This window comes from Streptomyces sp. NPDC017993, assembly GCF_044328065.1.
Classification (GTDB): Bacteria; Actinomycetota; Actinomycetes; order Streptomycetales; family Streptomycetaceae; genus Streptomyces.
The window spans coordinates 105,325-122,957 of record NZ_JBIRGO010000007.1 but is presented as its reverse complement, the minus strand read 5'-3'; the positions used below and the strand labels follow the sequence as shown (position 1 = coordinate 122,957).

The 17,633-nt window shown below is 71.1% G+C and carries 17 protein-coding genes; 4 read left to right on the top strand and 13 right to left on the bottom strand.

The genetic code is table 11. The features are described from left to right. Positions 1 to 9 precede the first annotated feature (9 nt). The 8 genes from hisF to hisD form a co-directional block, all read right to left on the bottom strand. Positions 10 to 765, bottom strand: a complete 756-nt coding sequence (hisF, locus tag ACH4FH_RS14690; RefSeq protein WP_398556180.1) for an imidazole glycerol phosphate synthase subunit HisF — start codon at positions 763 to 765, stop codon at positions 10 to 12. Then, positions 762 to 1,166: a Rid family hydrolase gene (locus ACH4FH_RS14685; RefSeq protein WP_398556179.1), complete on the bottom strand. Its 405-nt coding sequence runs from the start codon at positions 1,164 to 1,166 to the stop codon at positions 762 to 764. The genes hisF and ACH4FH_RS14685 overlap by 4 nt, the downstream gene beginning before the upstream one ends. 24 nt (positions 1,167 to 1,190) lie before the next feature. Further along, positions 1,191 to 1,922, bottom strand: a complete 732-nt coding sequence (gene priA, locus ACH4FH_RS14680; protein ID WP_393892319.1) for a bifunctional 1-(5-phosphoribosyl)-5-((5-phosphoribosylamino)methylideneamino)imidazole-4-carboxamide isomerase/phosphoribosylanthranilate isomerase PriA — start codon at positions 1,920 to 1,922, stop codon at positions 1,191 to 1,193. Beyond that, on the bottom strand, positions 1,922 to 2,569 hold the full coding sequence (gene hisH, locus ACH4FH_RS14675; RefSeq protein WP_398556178.1) for an imidazole glycerol phosphate synthase subunit HisH: 648 nt from the start codon (positions 2,567 to 2,569) through the stop codon (positions 1,922 to 1,924). The genes priA and hisH overlap by 1 nt, the downstream gene beginning before the upstream one ends. Continuing rightward, a complete protein-coding gene (locus ACH4FH_RS14670) occupies positions 2,560 to 2,724 on the bottom strand; it encodes a hypothetical protein (RefSeq protein ID WP_393892317.1) in 165 nt (54 codons plus the stop codon). Before ACH4FH_RS14670 ends, hisH begins: the two co-directional genes overlap by 10 nt. Further along, the gene (hisB, locus tag ACH4FH_RS14665; RefSeq protein WP_398556177.1) at positions 2,721 to 3,314 is read right to left on the bottom strand and encodes an imidazoleglycerol-phosphate dehydratase HisB; all 594 of its coding nucleotides are present in this window, start codon (positions 3,312 to 3,314) and stop codon (positions 2,721 to 2,723) included. The genes ACH4FH_RS14670 and hisB overlap by 4 nt, the downstream gene beginning before the upstream one ends. 112 nt (positions 3,315 to 3,426) lie before the next feature. Then, positions 3,427 to 4,575, bottom strand: a complete 1,149-nt coding sequence (locus ACH4FH_RS14660) for a histidinol-phosphate transaminase (RefSeq protein ID WP_398556176.1) — start codon at positions 4,573 to 4,575, stop codon at positions 3,427 to 3,429. Beyond that, positions 4,572 to 5,894, bottom strand: coding sequence for a histidinol dehydrogenase (gene hisD / locus ACH4FH_RS14655; RefSeq protein ID WP_398556175.1), 1,323 nt, complete (start codon positions 5,892 to 5,894; stop codon positions 4,572 to 4,574). The genes ACH4FH_RS14660 and hisD overlap by 4 nt, the downstream gene beginning before the upstream one ends. A 255-nt stretch (positions 5,895 to 6,149) precedes the next feature. Here hisD and ACH4FH_RS14650 point away from each other — a divergent pair, with 255 nt between their 5' ends. The 3 genes from ACH4FH_RS14650 (at position 6,150) to ybaK (ending at position 9,100) form a co-directional block, all read left to right on the top strand. Further along, entirely contained in the window at positions 6,150 to 7,751 is a 1,602-nt protein-coding gene (locus ACH4FH_RS14650; RefSeq protein ID WP_398556174.1) for an oxidoreductase, read from the top strand. A gap of 69 nt (positions 7,752 to 7,820) precedes the next feature. Beyond that, entirely contained in the window at positions 7,821 to 8,567 is a 747-nt protein-coding gene (locus ACH4FH_RS14645) for an LON peptidase substrate-binding domain-containing protein (protein ID WP_398556173.1), read from the top strand. 17 nt (positions 8,568 to 8,584) lie between these two features. After that, complete coding sequence (ybaK, locus tag ACH4FH_RS14640) at positions 8,585 to 9,100, top strand: Cys-tRNA(Pro) deacylase (protein ID WP_398556172.1); 516 nt, start codon at positions 8,585 to 8,587, stop codon at positions 9,098 to 9,100. A gap of 68 nt (positions 9,101 to 9,168) precedes the next feature. Here ybaK and ACH4FH_RS14635 read toward each other — a convergent pair whose 3' ends face one another. From ACH4FH_RS14635 to ACH4FH_RS14620, 4 genes are all read right to left on the bottom strand, one after another. Beyond that, positions 9,169 to 9,864: an ABC transporter permease gene (locus ACH4FH_RS14635; RefSeq protein ID WP_398556171.1), complete on the bottom strand. Its 696-nt coding sequence runs from the start codon at positions 9,862 to 9,864 to the stop codon at positions 9,169 to 9,171. Between the two features lie 68 nt (positions 9,865 to 9,932). Further along, entirely contained in the window at positions 9,933 to 10,763 is an 831-nt protein-coding gene (locus ACH4FH_RS14630) for an ABC transporter permease (RefSeq protein WP_398556406.1), read from the bottom strand. A gap of 73 nt (positions 10,764 to 10,836) precedes the next feature. Then, positions 10,837 to 11,808 carry an ABC transporter ATP-binding protein gene (locus ACH4FH_RS14625; RefSeq protein ID WP_398556405.1) on the bottom strand — a complete coding sequence of 324 codons (972 nt, stop codon included), beginning with the start codon at positions 11,806 to 11,808 and terminating at the stop codon, positions 10,837 to 10,839. Positions 11,809 to 11,940: 132 nt separating this feature from the next. Further along, the gene (locus ACH4FH_RS14620) at positions 11,941 to 13,248 is read right to left on the bottom strand and encodes an NYN domain-containing protein (RefSeq protein ID WP_398556170.1); all 1,308 of its coding nucleotides are present in this window, start codon (positions 13,246 to 13,248) and stop codon (positions 11,941 to 11,943) included. A gap of 273 nt (positions 13,249 to 13,521) precedes the next feature. On the opposite strand from ACH4FH_RS14620, the gene ACH4FH_RS14615 reads away from it, so the two are divergent. Further along, on the top strand, positions 13,522 to 13,695 hold the full coding sequence (locus ACH4FH_RS14615) for a hypothetical protein (RefSeq protein ID WP_398556169.1): 174 nt from the start codon (positions 13,522 to 13,524) through the stop codon (positions 13,693 to 13,695). Positions 13,696 to 13,870: 175 nt separating this feature from the next. Here ACH4FH_RS14615 and dnaE read toward each other — a convergent pair whose 3' ends face one another. Further along, positions 13,871 to 17,413: a DNA polymerase III subunit alpha gene (gene dnaE / locus ACH4FH_RS14610; protein ID WP_398556168.1), complete on the bottom strand. Its 3,543-nt coding sequence runs from the start codon at positions 17,411 to 17,413 to the stop codon at positions 13,871 to 13,873. Positions 17,414 to 17,633 lie beyond the last annotated feature (220 nt).

Here is a 17,633-nt window from a genome sequence, read left to right as displayed (position 1 = left end):
GGTGCGCCGCTACCGCACCGGGTGCCCCGCCTCGCGGAGCGTGTCCTTGACCTGGCCGATGCGCAGGTCGCCGAAGTGGAAGACGGAGGCGGCGAGGACCGCGTCGGCGCCGGCGGCCACGGCCGGCGCGAAGTGGTCCAGCCTGCCCGCGCCGCCGGAGGCGATGACCGGGACGGTGACGTGCTTGCGTACCGCCTCGATCATCTCGATGTCGTAGCCGTCCTTGGTGCCGTCGGCGTCCATGGAGTTCAGCAGGATCTCGCCTGCGCCCAACTCGGCGGCGCGGTGCGCCCATTCCACGGCGTCGATGCCGGCGGAGCGGCGGCCGCCGTGCGTGGTGACCTCGAAGGAGCCGGTGTCGGTGCGGCGGGCGTCCACCGACAGCACCAGGACCTGGCTGCCGAAGCGTTCGGCGATCTCCCGGATCAGCTCCGGCCGGGCGATGGCGGCGGTGTTGACGCCCACCTTGTCGGCACCCGCCCGCAGGAGCTTGTCGACGTCCTCCGCGGTGCGGACCCCGCCGCCGACCGTGAGCGGGATGAAGACCTGCTCGGCGGTGCGGCGGACGACGTCGTAGGTCGTCTCGCGGTTGCCGGAGGAGGCGGTGATGTCCAGGAAGGTCAGCTCGTCGGCGCCCTCCTCGCCGTAGATCTTGGCCATCTCCACGGGGTCACCGGCGTCGCGGAGGTTCTGGAAGTTCACGCCCTTGACGACCCGGCCGTTGTCCACGTCCAGGCAGGGGATGACACGGACCGCCAGGGTCATTGGTCAGGCTCCTCGGGGGTTTCTCGGAAGGCTTCGAGTTCTACTTCGACCAGCACGCGGGAGTCGACGAATCCGGAGACCACGACCAGCGTCGTGGCGGGCGGGACGGCGGCGAAGACCTCCCGGTGGGCGCGGCCGACGGCGTCCACATCGCGTGCGTGGGTGAGATACAGGCGGGTGCGCACCACGGCGTCCGCACCCAGACCGAAGGGGGTCAGGGCCGTCAGCGCGTGGGCGAGGGCGACCCTGGTCTGCTCGTAGGGGTCGCCCTCACCGTGCAGGACGCCGTCGATCAGCGGCATGGTGCCGGCGACCAGGACCCGGTCACCGGCCGCCACGGCGCGCGAGAAGCCGATGGCCTCTCCCCAGGAACTGTCGGTCCGTACGCGCTCGATGCTCATCACGCCGCCTTTCGGTCACTCCGTTTACGACACTGCCGCGAGGGCCTCTTCCAGCGTGAACGCCTTCGCGTAGAGCGCCTTGCCGACGATCGCGCCTTCGACACCTTCCGGTACCAGGGTCGCAAGTGCCCGCAGATCGTCAAGCGAGGAGACCCCACCGGAGGCGACGACGGGCCGGTCGGTGGCCGCGCAGACGTTCTTGAGCAGCTCCAGGTTGGGGCCCTGGAGGGTGCCGTCCTTGTTGATGTCGGTGACGACGTAGCGGGCACAGCCCTCGGAGTCCAGGCGGGCCAGCGTCTCGTAGAGGTCGCCGCCGTCCCGGGTCCAGCCGCGGCCGCGCAGCGTCGTCCCGCGCACGTCGAGGCCGACCGCGATCTGGTCGCCGTGCTCGGCGATGACCTTGGCGACCCACTCGGGGGTCTCCAGGGCCGCGGTGCCCAGGTTGACGCGACGGCAGCCGGTGGCGAGCGCGGCGGCCAGCGACGCGTCGTCGCGGATACCGCCGGACAGCTCGACCTTGATGTCCATCGAGCGGGCGACCTCGGCGATCTGCGCCCGGTTGTCGCCGGTGCCGAAGGCCGCGTCGAGGTCGACGAGGTGCAGCCATTCGGCGCCTGCCTGCTGCCAGGCGAGGGCCGCCTGGAGCGGGTCGCCGTAGGAGGTCTCGGAGCCGGACTCGCCGTGGACGAGGCGGACGGCCTGGCCGTCACGGACATCGACGGCGGGGAGCAGTTCGAGCTTCGACGCGTTCGGCATTACAGGGTCTCGATCCAATTGGTCAGGAGCTGGGCACCGGCGTCGCCGGACTTCTCGGGGTGGAACTGGGTGGCCCACAGCGGGCCGTTCTCGACCGCGGACACGAACGGGGCGCCGTGCGTGGTCCAGGTGACCTTGGGGCTGGCGATGTGCGGGTTGCCTGACTCCAGCTCCCAGTCGTGTACCGCGTAGGAGTGCACGAAGTAGTAGCGGGCGTCGCGGTCCAGGCCGGCGAAGAGCTGGGAGCCCTCGGCGGCCTCGACGGTGTTCCAGCCCATGTGCGGGACGACGTCGGCCTTGAGCGGGCCGACCGTGCCGGGCCACTCGTCCAGGCCCTCGGCCTCCACACCGTGCTCGATGCCGCGCCCGAAGAGGATCTGCATGCCGACGCAGATGCCCATGACGGGGCGGCCGCCGGACAGCCGGCGGCCGACGATCCAGTCGCCGCGGGCGTCCTTCAGACCCTGCATGCAGGAGGCGAACGCGCCGACGCCGGGGACCAGCAGGCCGTCGGCGTTCATCGCGCGGTCATAGTCCCGGGTGATCTCCACCTCGGCGCCGACGTGTGCCAGGGCGCGCTCGGCGGAGCGGATGTTGCCGAAGCCGTAGTCGAAGACGACGACCTTCTTGGGGGCGGTCAATTCCACACCTCCAGCCGCATGACACCCGCCACCAGGCACAGCGCGGAGCCGATGGCGAGCAGGGTGATCACGCTCTTGGGCAGCTGCTGCTTCCAGAAGGAGTAGACGCCACCGAGCAGGAAGAGGCCGACGAGGATGAAGACGGTCGACAGTCCGTTCACAGGGCACCCTTGGTCGAGGGAAGGATCCCGGCCGCACGGGGGTCGCGCTCGCTGGCGTAGCGCAGGGCGCGGGCGAGGGCCTTGAACTGGCACTCCACGATGTGGTGGGCGTTGCGGCCGTACGGGACGTGGATGTGCAGGGCGATCTGGGCCTGCGCGACGAAGGACTCGAAGATGTGCCGGGTCATCGTCGTGTCGTAGCTGCCGATCATCGGCGCGATCGACTCGGGCTCGGTGTGGATCAGGTACGGCCGGCCGGAGAGGTCGACGGTGACCTGGGCGAGCGACTCGTCCAGCGGGACGGTGCAGTTGCCGAAGCGGTAGATGCCGACCTTGTCGCCGAGGGCCTGCTTGAAGGCGGCACCCAGGGCGAGGGCGGTGTCCTCGATGGTGTGGTGGGTGTCGATGTGCAGGTCACCGTCGGTCTTGACCTTGAGGTCGAAGAGACCGTGCCGGCCGAGCTGGTCGAGCATGTGGTCGTAGAAGCCGACACCTGTCGACACATCGACCTGGCCGGTGCCGTCGAGATCGATCTCGACGAGGACCGAGGTCTCCTTGGTGGTGCGCTCCACGCGTCCGACGCGGGTCATCGCGATACTCCTGGTTCGTGCTGGCGGTACGGGTCCGACGCGCGGTGACCGCGGACTCGGCTGGGGGTCCGGGGCCCGTGCCCCGGAAGCTGCGGTACGTCTGCCGTGCGGCTCATCGCCTGTTCTCCTTGAGGACCGCGCGCACGGCGTCGAGGAACGCGTCGTTCTCGGCCGGGGTGCCGGCGCTGACGCGCAGCCAGCCCGGTACGCCGTTGTCGCGGACCAGCACGCCGTGGTCGAGGATGGCCTGCCAGGTGGCGTGCGAGTCCTCGAAGAGGCCGAACTGCACGAAGTTGGCGTCGGAGTCGACGACCTCGCAGCCGGCCGCGCGCAGCTCGGTGACCAGGCGGTCGCGTTCGGTCTTGAGCTGCTCGACGTACTTCAGGAGCGTGTCGGTGTGCTCCAGGGCGGCGAGCGCGGTGGCCTGGGTGACGGACGAGAGGTGGTAGGGCAGCCGGACGAGCTGGACGGCGTCGACGACGGCGGCGTCGGCGGCGAGGTAGCCCAGCCGGAGCCCGGCGGCGCCGAACGCCTTGGACATGGTCCGGGAGACGACCAGATTCGGCCGGCCCTCGATCAGCGACAGCAGCGAAGGGCGGTGGCTGAACTCGCCGTACGCCTCGTCGATCACGACCAGCGCCCCGGCGCTGTCGGCCTTGGCCGCCTGCGCCGCGTCGTACAGCGCGAGGACGGTGTCGGCGTCGACGGCGGTGCCGGTGGGGTTGTTCGGCGAGCAGATGAAGACCACGTCGGGCCGGTGCTCGGCGATCTCGGCGCGGGCCGCGGCGACATCGATGGTGAAGTCGTCGTTGCGCGCGCCGGCGATCCAGCCGGTACCCGTGCCGCGCGAGATCAGGCCGTGCATGGAGTACGACGGCTCGAAGCCGAGGGCGGTGCGGCCCGGTCCGCCGAAGGTCTGCAGCAGCTGCTGGATGACCTCGTTGGAGCCGTTGGCGGCCCAGACCTGGTCGGCGCCGACCTCGTGGCCGGCGGTGCGGGTGAGGTACGCGGCCAGCTCGGTGCGCAGCTCGACGGCGTCCCGGTCGGGGTAGCGGTTGAGCTGCCGGGCCGCGTCGGTGACCCGCTCGGCGATCCGCCGCACCAGCGCCTCGGGCAGCGGATAGGGGTTCTCGTTGGTGTTCAGGCGTACGGGGACGTCCAGCTGCGGGGCGCCGTAGGGGGACTTGCCCCGCAGCTCGTCGCGGATGGGGAGCGCGTCGATGCGGGACGAGGAGGGGGTGCGGGTCACGTGCCTGCTCACTTGCTCTGCGGAACCTTCCAGTCGAACCTGGCCTTCAGCGCGGCGCCGTGGGCCGGGAGGTCCTCGGCCTCGGCGAGGGTCACCACATGGTGGGCGACCTCCGCGAGCGCGTCGCGGGAGTAGTCCACGACGTGGATGCCGCGCAGGAACGACTGCACGGACAGGCCCGAGGAGTGGCAGGCGCAGCCGCCGGTGGGCAGGACGTGGTTGGAGCCCGCGCAGTAGTCGCCGAGCGAGACCGGGGCGTACGGGCCGACGAAGATCGCGCCGGCGTTGCGGACGCGGGCGGCGACGGCGGTGGCGTCGGCGGTCTGGATTTCGAGGTGCTCGGCGCCGTAGGCGTCGACGACCTTCAGACCCTGGTCGATGCCGTCGACGAGGACGATCGCGGACTGCTGCCCGGCCAGCGCCTCGGTGATCCGCTCGGTGTGCTTGGTGGCCTCGACCTGCTCCTTGAGCGCGGCCTCCACGGCCTCGGCGAGCTCGGTCGAGTCGGTGACCAGGACGGCCGCGGCGAGGGTGTCGTGCTCGGCCTGGCTGATCAGGTCGGCGGCGACGTGCTCGGGGTCGGCGGTGTCGTCGGCGAGGATCGCGATCTCGGTGGGCCCGGCCTCCGCGTCGATGCCGATGCGGCCCTTGAGCAGGCGCTTGGCGGAGGCGACGTAGATGTTGCCGGGGCCCGTGACGAGATTGACGGGCAGGCACTCCTCGGTGCCGTACGCGAACATCGCGATGGCGTGGGCGCCGCCGGCGGCGTAGACCTCGTCGACGCCGAGCAGGGCGCAGGCGGCGAGGATCGTCGGGTGCGGCAGGCCGCCGAATGCCTTCTGCGGCGGGGAGGTGACGGCGATGCCCTCGACGCCGGCTTCCTGGGCGGGGACGACGTTCATCACGACGGACGACGGGTAGACCGCCAGGCCGCCGGGGACGTACAGCCCGACCCGCTCGACCGGCACCCAGCGCTCGGTGACCGTGCCGCCGGGGACGACCTTGGTGGTGGTGTCCGTACGGCGCTGCTCGCGGTGGACGATCCGGGCACGCCGGATGGACTCCTCCAGCGCGGCACGGACCGCCGGGTCGAGTTCCTGGAGCGCGCGGCTGAGGGCCTCGGCCGGCACCCGCGCCCGCTCGATCTCGACGCCGTCGAACCGCCGCGCATAATCGATCAGCGCCGCGGTGCCACGATGGCGTACGTCCTCGCAGATGGGCCGCACCTTCTCCAGGGCGGCTTCCACGTCGAACTCGGCACGGGGCAGCAGGTCGCGCAGGGCGCCGCCCTCGGGGAGGGCGTCACCGCGCAGATCGATTCGGGAGATCACCCTCCCAGTGTCTCAGACCCGATCTCGCGCCCGACCGGGCGTATCACTCAGTGATACACAGCCACACACAGCCCGGACACGCATCGGGGCCGGCCGCGCGAAGTTGACCGGAGTTGGCCCTGACCACGCGTGTTCAAGCAGTCACGGGCGGGGCAAGGGCCCCGTACAGGCGTACGGGGACACCTGTGGCACACGTGTGGACCACGCACGACGGACGTCGCCACTGCCGTGAAGACCGAAAAAGGGGGACCCACTGTGACCGAGCCCGGGGAAGGCGACGCGCCCGCCGACCTGCAGCTGACATCGGCGGAATGGAGCATGTGGCAGGCATTTCGCAACGGCAGCACCTGCGACCTGCACATCGGCGACCCGGCCAGGGACGATCCGCACGGGCAGCACCTGTGGGGCCCGGAGCGCCGGGTGCGGGCCCGGGTCGTGGCGCTGCTGCTACTGGACGGGCCGAGCCCGCAGCCGGGCCGGGTCTCCGCCCTCAAGCTCACCGGCGCGTACATCACGGACACTCTCGACCTTGCGGGCGGCACGATCAAGCCATTCGTGGAGCTGCGCGACTGCCGCTTCGAGGCCGAGGTGGTCCTGCCCGAGAGCAGGTTCACCACGCTGCGGCTGGTCAACTGCGCGATACCCCGGGTGGAGGCGGCCCGGCTGCACACCGAAGGCGATCTGCATCTGCCGCGCTGCGTGGTGCACTCCGGCATCCGCCTCACCGACGCGCACATCGGCACGGACCTGCTGCTGAACCAGACGGTGGTGCACAAGGACCGGCAGGGCCGCTCGATCATGGCGGACGGCATGACCGTCGCTCAGGACCTCCAGGCCGAGATGATGGAGTCGTACGGCGAGCTGTCGCTGCGCGGCGCCACCATCGGCGTGTCGTTGAGCCTGCGGGGCAGCCGGCTGAGCAACCCCTTCGGCCGCCGCGCGCTGAACGCCCCCCAGCTGACCGTCGAGCGCACTCTCTACCTGACCGCCGCCGGGCTTGCGAACTCCCCGTTCTCCAGCAACGCCACGCCCCCCTACGGCGTCACCAACACCCCCTCACGCGGCACCCGCATGCAGCGCTTCGAGTGCGAGGGCGGCATGCGGCTCGACGACGGCCGGTTCGGCGACGCGCTCGACCTGGAGCACGCCCGCTTCGTCATGGAGTCCGACCAGGAGCTGTCGCTGCGCCGGATCCAGACCCCTGAGCTGCGGTTCCTGTGTGAGCGGCCGCAGCGCGGCCGGGTGATCCTCTCGGGCGCCCGGGTCGTCAACCTGGTCGACAAGTCGGCGAGCTGGCCGGGCCTGGGCGGGCTGTGGATGGCCGGCTTCGCCTACGAAACGCTGATCCCGCGCGGTCACTTCCCGCTCCCGCTGCGGGTGCAGTGGGTGGCCGCGGCGACCCCGGAGTACGCGCCGGAACCGTACGAGATGCTGGCCACCGCCCTGCGCAGCAGCGGTGAGGACGCCGACGCCCGGGAGGTGTTGCTGGCCAAGCAGCGGCGGCGCCGGGAGACGCTCCCGGTGGCGGCGAAGACCTGGGGCTTCCTGCAGGACTGGACGGTGGCGTACGGCTATCGCCCGGGGCGGGCCGCGGTGTGGATGGCCATCCTGTGGGCGATCGGCACGATCTACTTCAGCCAGTCGCCGCCGCCCCCGCTCAAGCCGGGCGAGGCGCCGCCGTGGAATCCGTTCCTGTACTCCCTCGACCTGCTGCTGCCGGTGATCGACCTCTACCAGGGCGCCGCCTGGAAGCCGGCCGGCGGTGCGCAGTGGGCGGCGGCGATCCTGATCCTCGCCGGTTGGGTGCTGGCCACGACGGTCGCTGCGGGTGCGTCGCGGCTGTTGCGGCGGCAGTAGTGGCGGACGCGCATTTCGGCGCCTCCCCGCAGGCAGAACTTCCGACCCACTCCTCTAGGCTTACCGACTGTGACCTCCGTGCGCCTGCCGCTCTTCCCGTTGAACTCGGTGCTCTTCCCGGGGCTCGTGCTCCCGCTGAACATCTTCGAGGCGCGGTACCGGGCGATGATGCGCGACCTGAGCGCGATGCCCGAGGACGACCGCCGCTTCGGCGTGGTGGCGATCCGCGACGGCCGCGAGGTCGCGGCCACCGCCCAGGGCATGCCGGACGCGACCCTGCCCGCCGCGGAAGGCCCTGCCGCGGGCTTCGGGGACGAGCCGATGAAGGCGTTCCACGCCGTGGGCTGTGTCGCGGACGCGGCGACCATCCGGGAGAAGTCCACGGATGACGACACCGGCTACGAAGTGCTGGCCACCGGCACCACCCGCTTCCGGCTGCTGTCGGTGGACGCCACCGGCCCGTATCTGACCGGCGAGATGGAAGAGCTGGAGGAGGAAGAGGGCGACAGCGCGGGCGCCCTCGCCTCCGGCGTCGTACGGGCCTTCCGGACCTACCAGAAGCGCCTGGCCTGGGCGAACGAGCGGACCCTTTCCAGCGGCCAGGACCTGCCGGCGGACCCGTCCGTACTGTCGTATCTCGTCGCCGCCGCGGCGGTGCTGGACGTGCCCGCCAAGCAGCGGCTGCTCCAGGCACCGGACACCGCGACGCGGCTGGCGCAGGAGCTGAAACTCCTTCGTCAGGAGTCGGCGCTGCTCGGTAAGCTCCCGTCACTGCCGGCCGTGGATCTGACCCGGCAGCCGACCAGTCCCAACTGACGCAAGGCGCCGCAGCGTTGTCGAAGAAGTCGAAGCAGAGCAGCAAGGCACAGCAGTCCGGCGGCGGTACGCCCGCGACGGTGGCGCTCGCCGCCTCCGGCGTCCCGTTCACCGTGCACTCCTACGCGCACGACCCGGCCGCGCCGTCCTACGGCGAGGAGGCGGCGACAGCCCTCGGCGTCACGCCCGACCAGGTGTTCAAGACCCTGCTCGCGGACGTGGACGGGGCACTCACGGTCGCCGTGGTGCCGGTGTCCGGTTCCCTGGACCTCAAGGCGCTGGCGGCCGCGGTGGGCGGCAAACGGGCGGCCATGGCCGATCCGGCGGCGGCCGAACGCAGCACCGGTTACGTCCTCGGCGGGATCTCCCCACTGGGCCAGCGCAAACGGCTGCCCACGGTCCTCGACGCGTCGGCCGAGGGGCGCCCTACGGTCTGCGTCTCCGCGGGCCGGCGCGGCCTGGAGGTCGAGCTGTCCCCCGCGGACCTGGCCGCTCTCACCGGCGCCCGGATCGCGCGGATCGCCCGCGCCTGAACCCCGGCGGCGGCCGTCGCTCCTCCTGAGGGACGGCCGCGGGCCGGGCTTGGCTGTCGCTGCGGCCGTCAGCCGGCCGGCGGCTCCTGCCGGCGGTGACCGGACCAGTCCGGCTCCATCGGCTCCCCGGGCTCCGGGTCGCGCGGTCCGAACAGCCCGGTCAGCACCAGCTGCCCCAGCATCGCCGCGATCGGCCAGGCCAGCAGCGCGCCCTTGGCCTGGAGCCGCAGCGGGCCGTAGAAGGTGACGCCCGGGCCGACCTGCTTGGCGTGCGCGGCGACGTCCGGGCCGGGGCCCAGCCACATACCCGTCACCCAGCCGGCCAGCGCGCCCAGCAGTCCGCCCACGACGAGCGCCACCACCAGCGGAATCCCGCCCCGCCGGCGGATGAGGAACACCACGGCGGCACAGAACAGGCCGAAGGCCAGCGACAGCAGGACGAACGTGCCGTCCGCGCCGATCGCCTCCTCGCCCTCGGTGTTCTTGAGGTAGACGTTGCGGGTGTCCGCGATCAGCGGGACCTTCGGCGCCAGCCATGCCCACAGCACGCCGAGCAGCACGCCGCTCACCGCGACGACGAGCGCGATCAGGGCCGCTTCACGCAGCTCGCGGGCGAATTCGGGGCCGCCGAGGCCGCCGTGTTCCCCGTCCGGGCCGTGCGCCCCCGGGTCGGCGGTGGCCCCGTGTCCCCCGGCAGGCGTGGCCGTGGGGTGGTGCGGCTCTTCGGGCGGTTGGTTGTCGCGTGGCGTCAGCGGTGCGGTCACCCCGTCATCGTGCCAGGTCGGCGCCGTGCGGTCGGCAGAGGGACGGCCCGGCCCGCCCGTGGCGGCGCTCACCGGGCCGCCGCCCTGCGGTACGCCCAGGTCGCGACGGCCAGCGAGAGCACCCCGACAGCCGCGCAGACGCCCAGGTCGGCGCAGATCACCACCCAGTCCGGATGGGCGTCGAAGCTGCGGGTCAGCGCCTCGACCCCGTACGTGGAGGGCAGCAGGTCCCGGGCGTAGCCGATCACCGCGGGCAGCCGCCCGGCGGGCAGCACGCCCAGCAGCAACGCGGCCGACATGCCCAGCTGGCCGCAGAGGGTGGCGAGTTCCTGGCGCGGCGCGAGCAGCCCGAGGGCCGCGCCGAGGCCGGCGAGGGCGGCGCCGGACAGCGGGATCACCGCGGCCAGTACCCACAGGTTGGCCATCGGCAGCTGGAAGAGCACACAGCCGGTGACTGCGGTGACCACCGTCCCCGGCACGGTGAACGAGGCGTACGCGCCGGCCGCGCCGAGCACCACGGCGGCGGGCGGCACCGGCAGCGTCGCGTAGTGGTCGAGGCCGCCGCCGGCGCGCAGCTGGCCGAAGTACTGCGCCAGCAGGTTGAGCGCCACGAACGCCACGACCAGCACGCTGGAGCCGGACACCACGGCCCGCGCCTCGTCGCCGCCGTCGACGACGCCGCGCATCAGCACCATGATGCCGACGGACTGGAAGGTGGCGACGAAGAGCAGGGGGATGCGCGCGACCCTGGCCCGGGAGAGCTGGGCACGGTAGACGGCGCCGAGTGCGGGCACCAGGCGGGCGCGGGGCGCCAGCGGGGCGGCCGGGTCGCCGTCGGGCCATGCCCCGGCGTCGGGGGATGCCGTCTCGGCCCCGGTCACCGCCTGCGCGGGAACCACACTCACGCCTTCACCCCAGACTTCCTCGTTACGTCCCGCGTACGCCACGGCCCTTTTCCAGGCCCGACCTGCCTCACGCCTTGACCAGCCCCTCCGCGCGCCCGCCGAGAGCGAGGTAGACATCCTCCAGGCTGGGCGTCGCGAGCGTGAAGTCGTCGAGGGCGGCGAACGCCGGTCCCGCGGTGACGGTCGCCACGGCGGCGCGGGCCCGGTCGGCGGGCAGCCGCAGGGTCCAGCGGCGGCCGGAGACATGCGCGATGGTGTGCAGCTCGGCGATCTCGGGAACGTGCAGCGGCGGCTGATCGCGCCACACCAATTCCAGCCGGACCTCCTCCCCCACCATGTCCTTCAGCCCGCCGGGCGTGTCGCAGGCGATGACGCGTCCCCGGTCGATCACCGCGACCCGGTCCAGCACACTCTCGGCCTCCAGCACGTTGTGCGTCACCAGCACCACGGTGGCACCCCGCTCGCCCCGGCGCCGGTCCACCGCGGCCCACACGGCGCGCCGCGCGACCGGGTCCATGCCGGTGGTCGGCTCGTCCAGCACCAGCAGGGGGCGCTCGCCGATCAGGACGGTCGCGAAGCACGCCAGCCGGCGCTGCCCGCCGGACAGTTTCTTCAGCGGGCGCCCGGCGATGTCGGCGAGGCCGAGTTCGCCGACCACGGCGTCCCGCTCGGCCCGCGCCTCGCGTACGCCCAGACCACGCAGCCGGCCGGTGGTCTCCACGGCCAGCGAGACCGTCAGCTCGTCCAGCGCGGTGGACTCCTGGCCGAGGTAGCCGAGCAACCTGGAGGCTCTCTCCGGATGGCGCACCAGGTCATGGCCGAGCACCGAGACGCTGCCGGAGTCCGGCCGCAGCAGTCCGGTCAGCTGACGGACCAGGGTGGACTTGCCGGCTCCGTTGGGGCCGAGCAGCCCGAAGATCTCGCCGCGGTGTACGTCCAGGGTGATGCCGTCACTGGCCCGTACGGCAGGCGCCTGTGCCGCGCCGCGGCGCCCGCGCATCGCGGGGTACGTCTTGACCAGGTCCCGCACGGCGCACACCGTCCCGCCGCGCTCCACCTGTTTTGCGCCCGTCCTCACGAGCTATGAGGGTACGCGTCCTCAGGCCGTCCCCGGCCCGCGGGGCTCCACGGGCCGGGCGTGACCGGGGGTACGAGGCCCGGGTACGGGCCGTCAGCTCCCGGCCGGTGCGTGCTCCGCGGCGGTGCGCAGATCCACTTCGCGCCAGAACCCGGCACGGATCGCGTAACGGTCGTGTTCGTCGATCTGGTCGTCTTTGTGGGCAAGCAGTCCGAACCGGGCGGCGTAGCGCAGCAGTTCGCCGTCGATGCGGTGCGGAATGCGGGGGTACTCCGTGGACAGCTGCTGCAGATGCGCGGCGTCGGAGAGCCGTTCGGTCCAGCGGCGGGCGAAGACCTGGCCGACCTCGAAGGGGTCGCCGCTGACCGCGGTGATGTCCTCCTCGCGGTCGGCCCAGCGCTGCTCGGCACTGGTCAGCTGGGCCAGGGTCGGCAAGGACGCCGTCTCGGACGGTTCCCCCACCGGACCACCGCCGCCGCGTTCGACCCACCCTTTGTCGGAGGACCAGCGCAGGGTGGCACTGGGCGCGGGCACCGACTGGGCGCCGTTCTGCGGGGCGGCCGGGCCTTGGCCGGCGGCGTGGGCGCGGCCCAGTCCCGCGAGGTCCTTGGGGGTGGGGACGACCTTGGCGCCGGCACCCGGCTCCCGGCCGGCTTCCGCGTCGCCGTCGGCCCCGGGCGCGGCGGCGTCGCGGGAACCGGCGCCTTCGTGGGGGCGCTCGGCGGCGTCCGGTCCGGTGGCCGAGGCGGCGGCCGCCGCCGCTGCCGCGACCGCGGACTCCGGCAGCGGCGCGGAGAGGATCGCGGCGATCTCCGGGCGGGGCACGGGCGGCGGCGCGCAGGGGCCGCCGAATTCCTTGGCCCGCACCGCGCGGGTGATCCACGCCCGGTCGAGCACCCGCCGCTCGTCGGCCTCGGCGACGAGATCCTCCGACTGGTTGTAGTCGCCGTCCGCGGCCTGTACGGCCCACAGGTGGACCGCGACGCCGTGCTCCTTGGCCGACATCAGGCCCGGGAGCAGATCGCCGTCGCCGGTGACGAGCACGATGTCGGAGCAGGCGCGATTGCGGGCGAGTTCGGTCAGCTCGGCGTGCATGGCGGCGTCCACGCCCTTCTGTGCCCAGCGGCCGTCGCTGCGGGTGAGAGCGCCGAGCCGGACGGTGACCCGCGGCATGACGCGCAGCCGGCGGTGCTCGGGCTGCGGGACGCGGTCGGGGGCGCCGTCGAACCAGTAGATCCGCAGCAGCGGCTGTTCGGTGTCGCCTTCCGCGCGCTGCCGCAGCCCCTGGATGAGGGCGGCGTGGTCGACGGTGATCCGGGACCGGGCGGGCTCTCCGGCGAGCAGACTCGCAGCGGCGCCGAGCAAATATCCGGCGTCCACCAGGACGACGCAGCGATCCACGTTCCACCCTCTTCCCTGAGGTGCTGAAGTCCGGTCGCCCCCCGGCTCGGCCTGTGGCACGAGTTTCCTTCGGCTTGCCTTCGAGTCTGCCCGACCGTACGGGGGTTATCTGCCCGAACTCGATCATCGGCGTGGCGGATTCGGCGGGGCGACAGGACTCAGGTCGCGACCCACCCTGTCACGCAGGGTAATTGTCCGAAATGCAGTCTTCTGTCCGGCGTGTAAGTCTGGTCCCGGCCCCGATCCCAGGATCCCCCTCAGGAGGCACCGGCCATGGCCAAGAGCAAGAAGGACCGAAGTAAGCAGCAGAAAGCCAGCCAGGCCGAGCGCGGCCACGAGCAGGCACAGAAGTCGGCCATCGAGGCCATCTCCCAGCCGCAGCAGCCCGCACAGGGCAGCCCGGCAGACGTCGCCCGTCGGCACCAGCGCCGCTTCGGCCACAACTGACGTGGTGTACGCATGAGTTGAGGGGCGCGCCCACTTGCGGGCGCGCCCCTCACACATGCGGCCCTGCTGCCGCCGACGCTGTCCTGCGCGGCGTGGCGGCGTGGCCCCGGCTGACACGCCGGACCCGGGAAGGGCCGCCGCCCTCCTGGAGCGTCCCCGCCGCGGGTCGGCGGCCTCAGCCCGCCAGGCAGGACGGGCCGAGCAGCACCTTCAGATCGCCGAACAGGGACGGGTCGGGTGTGACCCGGTGGCGGTCGAGCCGGAGCACCGTGGTCTTCCGCGCCCCCTGCAGCTTGATCCGCACCTCCGTGGAGCCTCGGTGGCTGCTGAGGACCTCGCCGAGCTTCTCGACCATCGGCGGGGTGACCTTGACCGTCGGGATGGTGATCGTCACGGGAGCGTTGGTGCCCGCCTCCGACAGGTCGGGAACCATCATCTCCATGGCGACCAGCCGCGGGATGTCCTCGCGCTTGTCGAGCCGCCCCTTGACGAACACCACGGTGTCCTCGACGAGTTGGGTCGAGACCAGTTGGTAGGTGGCCGGGAAGAACATGCAGTCGATGGAGCCGGCGAGGTCCTCGACGGTGGCGATCGCCCAGGCGTTGCCCTGCTTGGTCATCTTGCGCTGCAGGCCCGAGATGATGCCGCCGATGGTGACGATCGAGCCGTCGGAGTAGTCACCGCCGGTGAGCTGGGAGATCGCCGCGTCGGCCTTGTCGCTCAGGACGTGCTCCAGGCCGAAGAGCGGGTGGTCGGAGACGTACAGGCCGAGCATCTCGCGCTCCTGGGCGAGCAGATAGGCCTTGTCCCATTCGATGTCCGAGAACTCGACGTCCAGCCCGAAGCCGGGGCCCTCGTCCGCGGTGTCGTCGCCCATGCCACCGAAGAGGTCGAACTGTCCCTCGGCCTCCTTGCGCTTGACCTGCACGACGTTGTCGATCATCGGTTCGTAGTGCGCGGTCAGGCCCTTGCGGGTGTGCCCCATCTCGTCGAAGGCACCCGCCTTGATCAGCGACTCGGTGGTGCGCTTGTTGCAGGCGGCGGCCTCGACCTTGTCGAGGTAGTCGGGGAAGGAGAGGTACTTCCCCTTCGCCTTGCGGGAGCGGATGATCGAGTCGACGACGTTCTGGCCGACGTTGCGGACCGCGGTGAGGCCGAAGAGGATCACGTCGTCGCCCTGGGCGGCGAAGTTCGCCTCGGACTCGTTGACGTTGGGCGGCAGCACCTTGATGCCCATGCGGCGGCACTCGTTGAGATACACCGCCGACTTGTCCTTGTCGTCGCGCACCGAGGTGAGCAGCGCGGACATGTACTCCGCCGGGTAATTGGCCTTGAGGTAGGCGGTCCAGTAGGTGACCAGGCCGTACGCCGAGGAGTGCGCCTTGTTGAAGGCGTAGCCGGCGAACGGGACCAGGACGTCCCACAGGGCCTGGATGGCCTGGTCGGAGAAGTTGTTCTTGCGTGCGCCCTCCTGGAAGAGCACGAAGTTCTTCGCCAGCTCCTCGGGCTTCTTCTTGCCCATCACACGGCGCAGGATGTCGGCCTCGCCGAGGGAGTACCCGGCGATGATCTGGGCGGCCTTCTGCACCTGCTCCTGGTACACGATCAGGCCGTGGGTGAGGCCGAGGACCTCCTTGAGGGGCTCCTCCAGCTCCGGGTGGATCGGGGTGATCTCCTGGAGGCCGTTCTTGCGCAGTGCGTAGTTGGTGTGCGAGTCCATGCCCATCGGGCCCGGGCGGTACAGGGCCGAGACGGCGGAAATGTCCTCGAAGTTGTCGGGCTTCATCAGCCGCAGCAGCGAGCGCATCGGGCCGCCGTCGAACTGGAAGACGCCGAGCGTGTCACCGCGGCAGAGCATTTCGTAGGTCTTGGGGTCGTCCAGCGGGATGGAGAGCATCTCCAGCTCGACGCCCTTGTTCTTCCGCACCATCTTGACGGCGTCGTCCATGATGGTGAGGTTGCGCAGGCCCAGGAAGTCCATCTTCAGCAGGCCGAGCGACTCGCACTGCGGGTAGTCCCACTGCGTGATGGTGACGTTGTCGGTGTGCCGGACCCAGACCGGGGCGTGGTCGACGATGGGCTCGCTGGACATGATCACGCCGGCCGCGTGCACACCCATCTGCCGGACCAGGCCCTCGACGCCCTTGGCGGTGTCGATGACCTTCTTCACGTCCGGTTCGCTCTCGTACATCCCCCGGATCTCGCCCGCCTCGCTGTAGCGCGGGTGCTGGGGGTCGGTGATACCGCTGAGGTCGATGCCCTTGCCGAGAACATCGGCGGGCATCGCCTTGGTGAGGCGGTCGCCCATCGCGTACGGATAGCCCAGGACGCGCGCGGAGTCCTTGATGGCGTTCTTGGCCTTGATCTTGCCGTAGGTGCCGATCATGGCGACCTTGTCGGCGCCGTACTTCTCCGTGACATAACGGATCACTTCGACGCGCCTGCGCTCGTCGAAGTCGATGTCGACATCGGGCATGGAGACGCGCTCGGGGTTGAGGAACCGCTCGAAGATCAGTCCGTGGGTGATCGGGTCGAGGTCGGTGATGCCCATGGCGTACGCGACGATCGAACCGGCCGCGGAGCCTCGGCCGGGGCCCACCGCGATGCCGTTGTTCTTGGCCCACATGATGAAGTCGGCGACGACGAGGAAGTAGCCGGGGAACCCCATCTGGATGATGATGTCCATCTCGTACTCGGCCTGCTTCTGCCGGTCCTCGGGGACACCGCCCGGGTAGCGGCGCTGCATGCCGACCCGGACCTCCTCCTGGAACCAGGTGACCTCCGTGAAGCCCGCCGGGATGTCGAACTTCGGCATCAGGTCGCGCTTCTCGAACATCCCCGCGGTGTCGATCTGATCGGCGATCAGGCGGGTGTTGGCGCAGCCCTGCTGCCAGGCGTCCGAGGAGTCGATGGCGTACATCTCGTCCGTGGACTTGAGGTAGTAGCCGGTGCCGTCGAACCGGAAGCGGTCCGGGTCGGAGAGGTTCTTGCCGGTCTGGATGCACAGCAGCGCGTCGTGCGCCGTGGACTCGTGGGCGTAGGTGTAGTGCGAGTCGTTCGTCACCAGCGGCGGGATGCCGAGTTCCTTGCCGATCTTCAGCAGGTCGTCGCGGACCCGGCGCTCGATCTCGATGCCGTGGTCCATCAGCTCCAGGAAGTACCGGTCCTTGCCGAAGATGTCCTGGTACTCCCCCGCGGCCTTGCGGGCCTCGTCGTACTGCCCCAGCCGGAGCCGGGTCTGCAGTTCACCGGAGGGGCAGCCGGTGGAGGCGATCAGTCCCTCGGACCACTGGGCGATGGTCTCCTTGTCCATCCGCGGCCACTTCGTCAGCCAGCCCTCCGCGTACGCGTCCGAGGACAGCCGGAAGAGGTTGTGCAGACCGGTCTTGTTCGCCGCCCAGATCGTCTTGTGGGTGTAACCACCCGAACCGGAGACGTCATCGCGCTTCTGGTGCGGCTGGCCCCACTGGATCTTGCGCTTGTTGCGCCGCGACTCCGGCGCGACATACGCCTCGATCCCGATGATCGGCGTCACCCCGGCCTTCTGCGCGGAGTGGAAGAAGTCGTAGGCGCCGTGGAGGTTGCCGTGGTCGGACATGGCGATGTGTGACATCCCCATCTCGTTGCACGCCGCGAACATGTCCTTCAGCCGCGCGGCACCGTCCAGCAGCGAGTACTGGGTGTGGACGTGCAGGTGCGTGAAGGGCGGCTTGGCCACGGCGGAAGACCTCCGGGAAGGGTCGGCGGGCCCCTCCGGCAGCGGCCGGGGGACGGGTGAGACGGTCTCGAAGTCTACGACTCCCCACTGACAACAGCGGTGCCCCCGCGTCCCCCCTCACCACTTCCGGGCACTCGCGAGTAGCCTCGCCCGTTGTCAGTGACAGGTCGTCGTAACCGGTCCGGGTGACATCTCGTCGTCGCCGTGTCGCCGGTGACGA